The sequence below is a fragment of the Soonwooa purpurea genome (assembly GCF_053891095.1).
On sequence record NZ_JBSSMA010000007.1, the window covers coordinates 67224 to 79239 of the forward strand.

At 35.8% G+C, this 12016-nt stretch carries 13 protein-coding genes; all 13 read right to left on the reverse strand.

The features are described 5' to 3' along the window. Position 1 precedes the first annotated feature (1 nt). The 13 genes from lptE to ACVFVN_RS08300 all read right to left on the reverse strand — a co-directional run bounded on the left by lptE (position 2) and on the right by ACVFVN_RS08300 (position 11995). The gene (gene lptE, locus ACVFVN_RS08240; protein WP_456234897.1) at positions 2 to 568 is read right to left on the reverse strand and encodes an LPS assembly lipoprotein LptE; all 567 of its coding nucleotides are present in this window, start codon (positions 566 to 568) and stop codon (positions 2 to 4) included. A 1-nt stretch (position 569) separates the two neighbouring features. Beyond that, positions 570 to 1856: a sigma-54 interaction domain-containing protein gene (locus ACVFVN_RS08245; RefSeq protein ID WP_165134462.1), complete on the reverse strand. Its 1287-nt coding sequence runs from the start codon at positions 1854 to 1856 to the stop codon at positions 570 to 572. 71 nt (positions 1857 to 1927) lie between these two features. Beyond that, complete coding sequence (locus ACVFVN_RS08250; protein WP_456234898.1) at positions 1928 to 2278, reverse strand: hypothetical protein; 351 nt, start codon at positions 2276 to 2278, stop codon at positions 1928 to 1930. Positions 2279 to 2285: 7 nt separating this feature from the next. Next, positions 2286 to 2510, reverse strand: coding sequence for a PDDEXK nuclease domain-containing protein (locus ACVFVN_RS08255; RefSeq protein ID WP_456234899.1), 225 nt, complete (start codon positions 2508 to 2510; stop codon positions 2286 to 2288). 46 nt (positions 2511 to 2556) lie between these two features. Then, positions 2557 to 3147 carry a DUF1016 N-terminal domain-containing protein gene (locus ACVFVN_RS08260; protein ID WP_456234900.1) on the reverse strand — a complete coding sequence of 197 codons (591 nt, stop codon included), beginning with the start codon at positions 3145 to 3147 and terminating at the stop codon, positions 2557 to 2559. Positions 3148 to 3168: 21 nt separating this feature from the next. Beyond that, entirely contained in the window at positions 3169 to 4605 is a 1437-nt protein-coding gene (miaB, locus tag ACVFVN_RS08265) for a tRNA (N6-isopentenyl adenosine(37)-C2)-methylthiotransferase MiaB (RefSeq protein ID WP_456234968.1), read from the reverse strand. Positions 4606 to 4869: 264 nt separating this feature from the next. Then, positions 4870 to 5484: a hypothetical protein gene (locus tag ACVFVN_RS08270; protein ID WP_456234901.1), complete on the reverse strand. Its 615-nt coding sequence runs from the start codon at positions 5482 to 5484 to the stop codon at positions 4870 to 4872. Positions 5485 to 5689: 205 nt separating this feature from the next. After that, a complete protein-coding gene (locus ACVFVN_RS08275; protein WP_456234902.1) occupies positions 5690 to 6373 on the reverse strand; it encodes a M15 family metallopeptidase in 684 nt (227 codons plus the stop codon). A gap of 29 nt (positions 6374 to 6402) precedes the next feature. Then, entirely contained in the window at positions 6403 to 7632 is a 1230-nt protein-coding gene (gene rodA / locus ACVFVN_RS08280) for a rod shape-determining protein RodA (protein WP_456234903.1), read from the reverse strand. Then, the gene (locus tag ACVFVN_RS08285; protein WP_456234904.1) at positions 7629 to 9596 is read right to left on the reverse strand and encodes a peptidoglycan D,D-transpeptidase FtsI family protein; all 1968 of its coding nucleotides are present in this window, start codon (positions 9594 to 9596) and stop codon (positions 7629 to 7631) included. Before ACVFVN_RS08285 ends, rodA begins: the two co-directional genes overlap by 4 nt. Continuing rightward, positions 9593 to 10099, reverse strand: coding sequence for a rod shape-determining protein MreD (locus ACVFVN_RS08290; RefSeq protein WP_456234905.1), 507 nt, complete (start codon positions 10097 to 10099; stop codon positions 9593 to 9595). The genes ACVFVN_RS08285 and ACVFVN_RS08290 overlap by 4 nt, the downstream gene beginning before the upstream one ends. Then, positions 10089 to 10943: a rod shape-determining protein MreC gene (gene mreC, locus ACVFVN_RS08295; RefSeq protein ID WP_456234906.1), complete on the reverse strand. Its 855-nt coding sequence runs from the start codon at positions 10941 to 10943 to the stop codon at positions 10089 to 10091. The genes ACVFVN_RS08290 and mreC overlap by 11 nt, the downstream gene beginning before the upstream one ends. A gap of 26 nt (positions 10944 to 10969) precedes the next feature. After that, on the reverse strand, positions 10970 to 11995 hold the full coding sequence (locus tag ACVFVN_RS08300; RefSeq protein ID WP_165134492.1) for a rod shape-determining protein: 1026 nt from the start codon (positions 11993 to 11995) through the stop codon (positions 10970 to 10972). Positions 11996 to 12016: the final 21 nt, after the last annotated feature.

The window sequence follows — 12016 nt, forward strand, 5'->3', positions numbered from 1 at the left end:
ATTACCAATCTGCTACAATATCATTAAAAATTTTGGTGATAATTCTGTCTGTCACAATCTTGACTTGCGAAGATTCTATCGTCATCAAATCCATATCGCTATTGAAAGTTACCTCATCTGTATAAGTTCTGTCAAAACTTTTTTTCTCTTCGCCCACGACGTGATTTTCATAATGCACTTTCACTGTCATTGTAAGTTTGTTTTGCGCCGCTTGTATCATATTTCCTGTAGAGCTGCTTTCTATCGGCGACGAAATCGTGGTGGGCGTTATGTTATAATCTATAATCTCTCCTTCAATAAGAATATCTGGTTTTTCAACAGCCCCCTTCAAAGTAGTTCTTTGCAAAAAACGATTCTGAATTGCCACAGTAAAATCCTGACTCAAATTCGGGTTATTGTTCGCTGCATTATTTGGGAAAGAGCGGATAAGAATGGTTTGTGTCTCTGGGCTCAATGACGAGCCAGTAAAACTATAACAACTTTGCATCATTAAAAATACTGCAAAAAGTGAAAAGAAAAACAAGTTTTTCAAGCTTGAGATTCTGATATTTGAAGTTCGAAATTTCATTTTAATCCTCTAGATTATACTGTTTTATTTTTCTATAAAGTGTACGTTGAGAAATTCCCAATTCATCCGCTGCTTTGTTACGTCTGCCGCGATGCTTTTCCAAAGCCTTTATAATCAAATCTTTTTCGTTGTTTTGAAGCGACAAAGATTCTGGTTTAGATTCTTCAACTTCAATATCCAAAACATCTTCGTAAGGATTATCGTCCTCAACATTCATTACATTTGCAGATTGTACATTGGGTTGATCCTTGGATTCAAAATACAAAAGTGAATTCGGGTTATGTACAGGTGTTGGTTCTGGCGTATAAATTCTATTAATTAAATTCTTTTCCTGATTGCTCAAATCACCATTTCCACGGTTTTTTATCAACTCCGAAGTTAAGGATTTTAAATCATTAATATCGTTTCGCATATCGAAAAGTACTTTGTACATAATCTCTCTTTCGGAACCAAAATCAGCAGAATTTCCGCTTCCACTTTTCTGAATAACCGCTGGAAGGTGCGTTTGTGTCGGAATATATTCGGCAAGTTTTACAGAATTTATTTCTCTATTTTGCTCTACAACCGTCATTTGTTCTACCAAGTTTCTGAGCTGACGAACGTTTCCTGGGAATGGATAATTTTCCAAATACTGAACAGCATCGTCTGTTAATTTCAATTCTGGCATTCTGTATTTTTCAGCGAAATCGATGGCAAATTTCCTGAAAAGCAAATGAATATCACCTTTTCTTTCTCTCAAAGCAGGCATATCAATTTGCACCGTGTTCAAACGATAATACAAATCTTCACGAAAACGTCCATCTTGGATCGCATTCATCATATTCACGTTGGTTGCAGCAACAATTCTCACATTGGTTTTTTGAATTTGAGAAGAACCCACTTTCATGAATTCACCACTTTCGAGAACTCTTAGTAATCTAACCTGCGTCTGCAAAGGCAATTCCCCTACTTCATCGAGGAAAATAGTTCCGCCGTCTGCGACTTCAAAATAACCTTTTCTGGTAGCTGTTGCGCCGGTAAAAGCGCCTTTTTCGTGACCGAAAAGCTCAGAATCTATAGTTCCTTCCGGAATTGCACCGCAGTTCACTACAATATAAGGTTGGTGTTTTCTTTTGGATTCGGCATGAATAATTTTCGGAATATGTTCTTTCCCAACACCAGATTCTCCGATGACAAGCACGGAAATATCGGTGGGAGCGACTTGTATGGCTTTTTCGATGGCGCGGTTAAGTGCAGGGAAATTCCCGATGATGCCGAAGCGGTTTTTTATGTTTTGTAATTCGTTCATTTGAATGATTTAATTTAAAGATTAAGAAATTGAGAGATTAAGAAATTATTTGAATTTATTAATCATCATTATTAAGCTAAAAATCTTATTTCTAAATCGTCTTTATTACGAACTTTTGAAGTTTTTTTCTGAATTTTTGAAACCTCACCAAAAGACCAGTTTTCAAATTGGTTTTTAGGTTGTGGAAAAGAAATCGTTTTTGAAGAAGATTCTACAAAAACATGCTGTTTTTTAAACTTCTGATTGTATTTGGAAATAAAGTGTCCAAAGTCTTTTAGCAGCTGTGTTGCGTCTTCATTAAAAACTTTATCAACCGATTTTTCTGAACAGAAACTCAGTTTATTTTCGACACAAAAAGCCTTTCCTGATTGGGAATTTCCAATCAAGCTCATTAAAATAATAATGTACGAAAGACTTTTCATATTTGTTTTATTCTTTCAATAAATTCTTAAATTCTTCTTTTGACGGAAGAACAGTTTTATATTTACTGGCAAAAATTTGGTCGTTATTTTCTGGCAAAGTATATTCTACTAAAGCTTCATTTTTGTCTTGACAAAGAATAATTCCAATGGTTTTATTCTCATCTTCTAAACGTTTTTCACGATCAAAATAATTAACATACATCTGCATTTGACCGATATCTTGATGTTTCAATTCGCCGATTTTTAAGTCAATTAATACAAAACATTTTAAAATTCGGTTATTCAAAAACTTGGCCTTTTTCTGAAAGTTTCAAAATTTCTTCCTTATCCTTACTTAAACTCAATCTCGAATACAATGCAGAATCGTATTGTCTTTGCAGTTCTCTTAAGCTCCAATTGTTTTTAAAAGATTCTATTTCGTAAAATTTTCTTTCATTAAGATCATTAATTCTCATTAATTTGAGATAATGTGACCATGAAAGATAAAAATTTATTTCATGATTTTTTGATTTTGAATCTTCAGTTTTCCCAAGCTCTGTTTGTTCTTTCGATAACTTTTTATTTTCTAAAAGGACAGACAGTGTTTGTCCTTTTGAATAAGCCAAAAAAAACTGTCGTATTTGTTTTAAATTTGAATAAAAAAAACCTTTTCCAAATTTTTCAGTTAACAAAATAGACAAATCTTTCAAAATAGCTTTTCCGTATTCTGCTCGGTTTTCTCCTTTTTGTTCATCTTCTACAATCATCCTTCCGATTTCAAAATAAGTTAGAACCATCGCTTGGTTAACAGTTGCGACAACTCTTTTTCTTGAATTCTCGAGTAATTCAGAAATATTTTGAAATAATATGTGAGATTGCAAATCGTTCATACAACTAAAAAAGAAAAATTTCTATTTCGCTGTTTCTCCCAAAAGCGTTCCTTGCGTATTTCCGTGAACAAAAACAGACACAATGTCGCCAATTTTTTGTCCTTCTAACTTATCGAAAACGCAAACAGCATTCTGAGAATTACGCCCTTTCCATTGATTTTCATTCTTTTTGGAAGTTCCTTCAATTAAAATTTCATGAACCCTTCCTACATAACCTGCCATTCTTTTTCTGGATAATTCACCTTGCAAAGCGATAATTTCCGCCAAACGTCTTTGTTTAACATCTGCAGGAATATCGTCTTCCATTTTTTTGTGCGCTGGCGTTCCTGGTCTTTCAGAATACGCAAACATATAGCCGTAATCGTACTCCACTTCACGCATCAGGCTCAAAGTATCTTGGTGATCTTCTTCAGTTTCTGTACAGAAACCAACAATCATATCTTGAGAAAATGCCACTTCTGGAACAATTTCTTTGGCTTTTTTAATCAGATCCAAATATTCTTCACGCGTGTGTTGACGGTTCATTAATTCTAAAATTCTGTTGCTTCCACTTTGCACTGGAAGGTGAACATATTTGCAGATATTATCGTGTTTCGCCATCATTTCGAACACGGAAGTCGTCATGTCATGTGGATTGGAAGTTGAGAAACGAATTCTCATTTCTGGAACAGCTTTCGCCACCAAATCCAACAATTGCGCAAAATCTACAGCGGTTGCTTTCTGCATTTCACTTGCTTTGGCGAAATCTTTTTTCGGACCGCCTCCGTACCATAAATACGAATCTACGTTCTGACCTAAAAGTGTGATTTCTTTATAACCATTTGCAGCCAATTCCTTACACTCTTCAAGAATAGAATGCGGATCTCGACTTCTCTCACGACCTCTGGTAAAAGGAACTACGCAAAATGTACACATATTATCGCAACCTCTGGTGATGGTTACATAAGCAGTAACGCCATTTCCGCCCAAACGAACCGGATTGATATCAGCATACGTTTCTTCCTTAGACAAAATCACGTTGATGGCATCTCTACCGTCTTCAGTTTCTTTTAAAAGATTGGGTAAATCTCTGTAAGCATCGGGACCAACAACCAAATCCACCAAATGTTCTTCTTCTAAAAATTTGGTTTTCAAACGTTCGGCCATACACCCTAAAACACCAACGGTAAGACTTGGATTGGATTTTTTCTGGTTTTTGAATTGGGAAAGACGCATTCTCACCGTTTGTTCCGCTTTTTCACGGATGGAACAAGTGTTTAAGAGAATTAAATCTGCTTCTTCAACGTTTAATGTGGTGTTGTAACCTTGTTCATTAAGAATGGAAGCTACAATTTCAGAATCGGAAAAGTTCATTTGGCAGCCATAACTTTCCAGGAATAATTTCTTAGAATTTTCTGGTTTTTCAGCGATTGCAAAAGCTTCTCCTTGTTTGGTTTCGTCTATATATTTTTCTTGCACGGTTTCGGGATTTAAGATTCGAGATTTGAGATTCGATTCTTCGACTTCGCTCAGAATGAAGACAGTCAAATACCGAAAATTAAATTTCAAATCAGTTTAGTGTGCAAAGATACGAATTTTGATGACAGAATGGCAGATAAAACCACGGCATTGTACAACTAATTAAATAAACGGCTCTAGAACCACACCTCCTTTTATCCTTGTTTTTATAGGGATTCCGTTAAATGTAGCAGGTTTTCAGTTTTTTTATAAATCTCCTTAAAATCATTCAAAAGATAGCGTGATTGGTAAAGTATAAAAAGATTTTGTAGGTACTCCTTTCTTTGTGGCAGATGTAAATTTATTCAGTTTTTTTATATTTCGAAACAATTGCTCAACTTGGGAAGTGCTTAGTTGATAATTCGCTTCAATAATACTCAGGTTTTGAATACTACCTAATTCATCAACATCGAATTTTATTTTAAAAAAATAAGTTCCATCCTGCATCGATTTTTTACTTACTATTTTCATTAACACATTGGCAACATCTATACGAAATTTACTTAGCCCTCCTGGATATTGAGGTTCGGTAAGGTTTCTATTCGTGAACATTTTAACACCAGACGGACTGGTTTTAAATTCGTAATCTAGAATGTCACTTGGATTAATCTCTGCGCTTGCCACGGCAGGAATAATAGTGTTATTATATACAGCAGGATTCCAATTTTTTAATTTTGGAAAAACTTTCTTAATAATATCATAAGCACATTGGTTGTTTTTAATACTTAAAGTATCAAAATCTTTAACATATTTAACTTTTTTATCAGGATAAACAATAAATCCAATTTTGTATTTTTCCTCTGGATTTTCACAGGCTTTAATATTATCCTCTAACATCATTTTTTGAAAATCCTCAAAAAAATCAGCTACTCCATTTTGATAAAAAAATTGGTTGGCAGGGTAAGCCTCTAAAATCTGAGCTTGTATAGCTTGGGATTTAAAGTTTACAAAAAAGAAAAATAATGATACTATTAATAATCGATTTATCATATAAATTTAATATTCGCAAAAATGCATTAAAATTTTTAAATTCCTAAAAAAAACATTATTTAATCACAAAATCAAAATAAGTCTCAGGAAAAGGCTCGTCTTTCAGCGTAAAATGCCACCATTCTTCTTGATATTCTTTAAAATTAAATTCTAACATCGCTTGTTTAAGTATCAATCGATTGGCTTGCTGTTGTACGGTAATTTGTGAAGCATCTTGATGCGAAATCGTTCCAAAAAAATCAAACGGACTTCCCATATCCACGTCTTTTCCTGTTATAAGATTGACCAAACTCAAATCGATTGTGCTTCCTCGCGTGTGTCCAGATTTGGAAGCAATATATCCTAATGTGAAAAGATCACGTTTGTCAACTTGTGGATAGAATTCGGCTTTGGCAATCGTGTCGTTAATGTCTTTTGCCCACACTTCAAAACTCGTCACCGACCGTTGTGGTCGATAAGCATCAAAAACTTTTAGAGCGAAGCCTTTTTTCTTTAATTCTTTTTGAACTTTCGCTAAAGCTTGAGTTGCTTTTTTGCTCATTATTAAAACAGGTTTCTCGTAACCGACAACAGGACGCCCCGTGAAATTATTGGACCCAAAATAACGCAAATCCACGATAATATCAGGAATTTCTCGTTGTACATAAACAAAAGATTCTGGTAAATTTTCTTCTCGAGAAGTACAAGAATTTAGACCTAAAAAAAGGATGAAACAATAGAAAATAATTTTGAAATTCATGGTTTTAATTTGACCACAAATTACAACATCTAAACAAGACTGTTTTTATCAGCGTAATTAAGTTTGAAAAAAATAAAAGTCATTATTGAAAAGGCCAACAACGAACTTCCACCATAACTAAAATAAGGCAACGGAATCCCAACAGTCGGGAACAAGCCCATAACCATCCCAATATTCATACAAAAATGCATCAACAAAATAGAGGCGAAACAATAGCCAAAAACCCTGTTGAAAGTGGATTTTTGATTTTCTGCGAGATAATAAATCCGTCCTATATATAAGGCATAGCACAAGACCAAAAGTGTACTTCCTACAAAGCCCCATTCCTCGCCAACGGTACAGAAAATATAATCTGTACTTTGCTCCGGAACGAATTTTCCTTGTGTAACCGAACCTTCTTTATAGCCTTTTCCTAAAAGTCCTCCCGAGCCAATGGCTGTTTTGGAATATAATAAATTGTAGCCCGATGTATCACGAAAAGCACGTTCGCCTTTATACAAAACCTCGATTCTTTCGCGTTGGTGTTTGGGAAGTTTTTCTAAAACCATTGGCGTTACATACGAGAAAGCCGACAACACACCGACTATTAAAACCACTGCGGATATACTCATGACATTCCAATGGATTCGATAAAAATTAAAGAAAATATAAATGGCTGTTATTAAGACAATTCCTCCAATAACATACAAAGGATTAATAGCTATCGAAATAAGAAAAACAGCGATAAAGACAAACATTATGCTAAAGAATTTCCCCGAAAAACCTTCTCTATAAATCGCAATAATAAACGCCAAAAACACCATAAGAGATCCCACATCAGGAATCATCAAAACAACAATTCCTGGAATGCCGATAATTGCCAAACAAGTGATTACATCGCGCTGACGTTTGATATCAAAATCAGGATTAGAAACATAATTGGCTAACATCAAAGAAACAGCAATTTTTGCAAACTCTACTGGTTGCAAACTGATTGGCCCGAATTTGTACCAATTTTTTTGGCCCATAATTTCTTTTCCGAAAGGAAATAACCCAACCAAAAGTAACACGCCCATCACATAAAAAACGAAAGACATATTCTCGAAAAATTTGGTTCTCATTACGAAAATAATAAGTCCTACAAAAACACTTATCCCGAACCACATCAACTGTCGCGCACCACTATCTGGATCCACACTCCCAATATTGAGAATTGCGAATATACAAATCACAAAATAAAGACCAAGCCCTAGTTTGTCTATGCCTTCTGCCCACTTCATGGTTTTGCTGTTTTTTTAGTTGAAGTATTTATGCTCGTTTGCTTTTTAGCATTTAGATTTTTTAAACTGTCTTTTATTTTTTGAAGTTTAATAGAATCTGGTTTTGGCGGGACATACTTTCCTATTTTTTTTAGATACTCGTTCCATTGGCGGCGATATTCTGGCTGAAAACTAGACGTTACCATCTTTTTATAAAGATGTTCTCTTTTAATCTCTCCTAGCAAATAACGCTCAGCAATAACTGTACAAGCTGGCCCTGCCCAAGTCGCACCAAAACCGGCATGTTCCATAACAGATGCTACAACAATTTTGGGCTTGTCAGCCGGAGCAATTAATACGAAAATAGAATTATCTTTCCCTTGCGGGACTTGTGCCGTACCTGTTTTTGCCAATTGTGTAAAGTCATTAGATTTCAATCCGCGTCCTGTACCACGAAGCATTACTGCCTCCATACCTTGAATAACTGGATCGAAATATTTCTTATCGACTTTCGTGTATTTTTTTTGTTTAAATAAAGGATTGGGGTTTGGCTTTCCATCAATATTTTTCACGATGTGAGGCGTAATATACCAACCACGATTGGCAATTGCCGCTGTAAAATTTGCTAGCTGCATCGGCGTCGTCAAAATATCTCCTTGTCCCATTCCGTTAAAAACAGCATTAATTGGTTTCCAATTTTTACCATTTCTACGGAGGTAAGTTTCCTCACTCGGCATATAACCTTTGCTACCTGTTGCAAGATCATTGTTCATATAAACGCCAAGTCCAAAACTCGCCATGATGTCTTTCCACTCATGCATTCCTTTGGATGGATTGCCCGGATATTTATTTAAAATCGCTAAATAAGCATATGAAAAATAGCAGTTACTCGACACTTGGATAGAAGGAATTAAAGGATCTGCACCACCGTGGCCTTTGATACGAACGCCCATATAACTAAAACCACCACCGCAAGGAAAGATGGTCTTTTCCGTCATTACACCCATTTCCATTGCAGCAAGTGCCGTTACCAATTTGAATGTGGAGCCTGGAGGATAAGCCGCCTGGATAGACCTATCGAACATGGGTTGATTGATACTGTCATTAACCAAGCGATAGATATTTTTCATCTTATCTGGACCTGTGAAAAGATTGGGGTCAACATCTGGACCTGTTGCCATCGTCAAAATCTCACCATTATTAGGATCCAAGGCTACAATCGCGCCACGTTTGTTCACCAACATTTCTTCAGCGATACGTTGTAAATCGTAATCAATGGTAAGTGTTAAATCCTTTCCTGTGACAACATCCTTGTCCAACTCTCCATTTTTGTAAGAACCAATGCTACGCTGACGAATATCTTTCTGAATGTACTTAATACCTTTTTCGCCTCTTAATTCTTTTTCATAAGATTTTTCAACACCACTTTTCCCAATGATATCCCCTGGAAGATAATACAAAGAATCTTTTTTAATATCCGCATCGTTCACCTGATTGGTATAGCCTAAAAGATTGCCCGAAGTATTGACTTCATATTGTCTTTGTGGACGCGAAACAATATTAAATGCAGGGAACTTAAACAAAATCTCTTGTATGCGCGCCATATCTTCGCGGCTCAGATTTTTCATAAAAGTCATTGGCGTCAGACGAGAATAGTATTTTTCTTTTTTAAGCGCATCTATCGTTTGGACGAACTGTGGTTTTGTCATTTTCATCAAATTACAAAAACCAATTGTATCAAAGTCTGGACGCATCAAAGCTGCGGTGTAAGAAATTTCAAAAGACGGTTGGTTGCCCACCAAGATTTTTCCATTTCGGTCAAAAATAACCCCACGTTGTGGAATTTCGTATTCGATTTTAATAGAAGTATTTGCAGCATTTAGCGCATATCTGTCTGTAAACAATTGCAAATAAGCTAGCCTAGCAATAAAAATTATTGCCACCACAAACAACACGACAATGAGTTTGAGATACTGAGGCTTCAAATTTTCTGTTTAATTTTAAATGCTAATGCGTAAGCAATGATGAATACAAAGGATATAAGACTGGTAAATACTACATTAAGTAAAATTTCAAAAAAACGATCGAATTTAAAAAACTCAACATACTGAACGATTAACTGATGTATGAAAATACTTGTTAATATAAAGACTACAAACTGTAACCATTGCAAAGATTGGAACGAAAAGAAATCCGTAGATGTATCGGTTGATGTTCTGAAAATTATCATTCTAAAATAGGCAATCGTAGTTGTCGCCAAAGCATTAATCCCCCAAGTGCCAAGAAATGCATCAATGGACAAACCTAGCAGAAAACTTAGTGCTAAAAAATGAAAATTATTTCTAAAAAAGGGATAGAACAACACAAAAACAGGATACAAAACTGGAATATATTTCCCAAAAAGCGTAATGCGATTCAGTATAAATACCTGAACCGCAACCAAAATTGCAATCAATGCGATATCGGAAAATACGTTTCTACTGACCATCTTTATTAATCTGTACTTGTAATGTATCTTGAATTTTCTGTACTTCCACTTTTTTAAGGTTTTTCACAACGTAGACTTTACTCAGAGGACCCATTTTTTCGTTTAACTCAACCGAAATATCCCAAAATCCTGTTTTGGTATCAACTTCATAACCTGCAATTTTTCCCACCATAATACCTTTCGGGAAAATCGCCGAACGACCATCTGTAATAACTGTGTCGCCAACTTTTAATGGTACATATTTCGGAATGTCTGAAAGATGCATCATACGAGAGTCGTCACCACGCCAGCTAAGCGTTCCGAAATATCCGGAATTTTTTAGCGCGGCACTTATTTTAATTTTATTCACACTTAATACAGATTGTACCAATGCATAATGATCGGTTGTATTAATAACGATTCCCGCAATACCATTAGGCGCTATAACGCCCATTTTTGTAGCAACACCTTGGAGTTTTCCTCGGTTAATAGTGAAGTAATTATTCTGACGGTTGATACTGTTATAAACAACTTCTCCGTCTACAAAAGTGTAAATCTGGCCACCACCAATTGTATCATGCACTCTACGGAACTGTGGATTTTCAGCACCTTCCTTCCCATAAAGTTGTTGAAGCAGTGCCTTATTTTGCACGACAAGATTTTCATTAATCTGCTTTAACTTAAGATACGAAGTTCCCTCATCGATGTAACCAGACACCCAAGCATTGAACGCGGTTGTCTGTGCAGCTAAAAAAGATTGCTGCATGGCGTTTTTCGAGAAAATTAATACTACTGCAATGATTTGCAAGAATATAAAGAAGACGAACAAAGCGTTCTTCGAAAATAATCTCAGCAAATATCCCATCCGTTATGTTACCTGAAAATTAGTAATTACTTAATTAAGAAATTGAATTTATCCATGTTTTTTAGCGCGATACCTGTACCACGAACAACTGCTCTCAACGGGTCTTCTGCTACAAAAACTGGCAATCCTGTTTTTCTGTGAATACGATCTGCCAAGCCTCTCAACAAAGCACCACCACCGGCCAGATAAATACCTGTTTTGTAGATATCCGCGGCCAATTCTGGAGGTGTCAAAGAAAGTGTTTCCATCACCGCATCTTCAATACGGATAATCGACTTGTCTAAGGCTTTAGCAATTTCTTTATAATTCACCATAATTTCTTTTGGCTTACCCGTAATCAAATCACGACCTTGAACTGGAATATCTTCAATATCAACATCCAGTTCTTCCACAGCTGAGCCAACTTCGATTTTCACACGTTCCGCAGTTCTTTCACCAATATATAAATTATGATGTGTTCGTAAATAATATGCTATATCACCCGTGAAAACATCACCAGCAATTTTTACAGATTTATCACAAACGATACCTCCTAAGGCCACAACCGCAATTTCTGTAGTCCCACCTCCTATGTCAATCACCATATTACCTTCTGGCTTCTGAACATCAATACCAACACCAATAGCAGCTGCCATTGGCTCATATATCAGTCGAACTTCTTTTGCATTTACTTTTTGCGCCGAGTCGCGCACCGCTCTTTTTTCTACTTCCGTAATTCCTGAAGGAATACAAATCACAATTCTCAAAGCTGGCTGAAACAATTTCCCTTTAATCCCAGGAATTTGTTTGATGAATTCTTTAATCATATGCTCGGAAGCATGAAAATCTGCAATAACCCCATCCTTCAAAGGACGGATTGTTTTGATATCCTCATGGGTTTTCCCTTGCATGTGTTTCGCTTGCTCTCCAACAGCAATCGGCTTTCCACTTTGTCTTTCAATCGCCACGATAGATGGCTGATCTATAACAATTTTATTATTGTGAATTATTAATGTATTGGCAGTACCTAAGTCAATCGCAATTTCTTGCGTGAACATATCTAATAAACCCATTTTTACCTGTCTATTTTAATT

Excerpts from the sequence above, each read along its gene's own strand:
- ACVFVN_RS08260 (WP_456234900.1), bottom strand. The coding sequence starts at position 3,147 with ATGAACGATTTGCAATCTCACATATTATTTCAAAATATTTCTGAATTA.
- mreC (WP_456234906.1), bottom strand. The coding sequence starts at position 10,943 with ATGGGATATTTGCTGAGATTATTTTCGAAGAACGCTTTGTTCGTCTTC.
- rodA (WP_456234903.1), bottom strand. The coding sequence starts at position 7,632 with ATGAAGTGGGCAGAAGGCATAGACAAACTAGGGCTTGGTCTTTATTTT.
- ACVFVN_RS08245 (WP_165134462.1), bottom strand. The coding sequence starts at position 1,856 with ATGAACGAATTACAAAACATAAAAAACCGCTTCGGCATCATCGGGAAT.
- ACVFVN_RS08300 (WP_165134492.1), bottom strand. The coding sequence starts at position 11,995 with ATGGGTTTATTAGATATGTTCACGCAAGAAATTGCGATTGACTTAGGT.
- lptE (WP_456234897.1), bottom strand. The coding sequence starts at position 568 with ATGAAATTTCGAACTTCAAATATCAGAATCTCAAGCTTGAAAAACTTG.
- ACVFVN_RS08250 (WP_456234898.1), bottom strand. The coding sequence starts at position 2,278 with ATGAAAAGTCTTTCGTACATTATTATTTTAATGAGCTTGATTGGAAAT.
- ACVFVN_RS08290 (WP_456234905.1), bottom strand. The coding sequence starts at position 10,099 with ATGGTCAGTAGAAACGTATTTTCCGATATCGCATTGATTGCAATTTTG.
- ACVFVN_RS08270 (WP_456234901.1), bottom strand. The coding sequence starts at position 5,484 with ATGATGTTAGAGGATAATATTAAAGCCTGTGAAAATCCAGAGGAAAAA.
- ACVFVN_RS08275 (WP_456234902.1), bottom strand. The coding sequence starts at position 6,373 with ATGAATTTCAAAATTATTTTCTATTGTTTCATCCTTTTTTTAGGTCTA.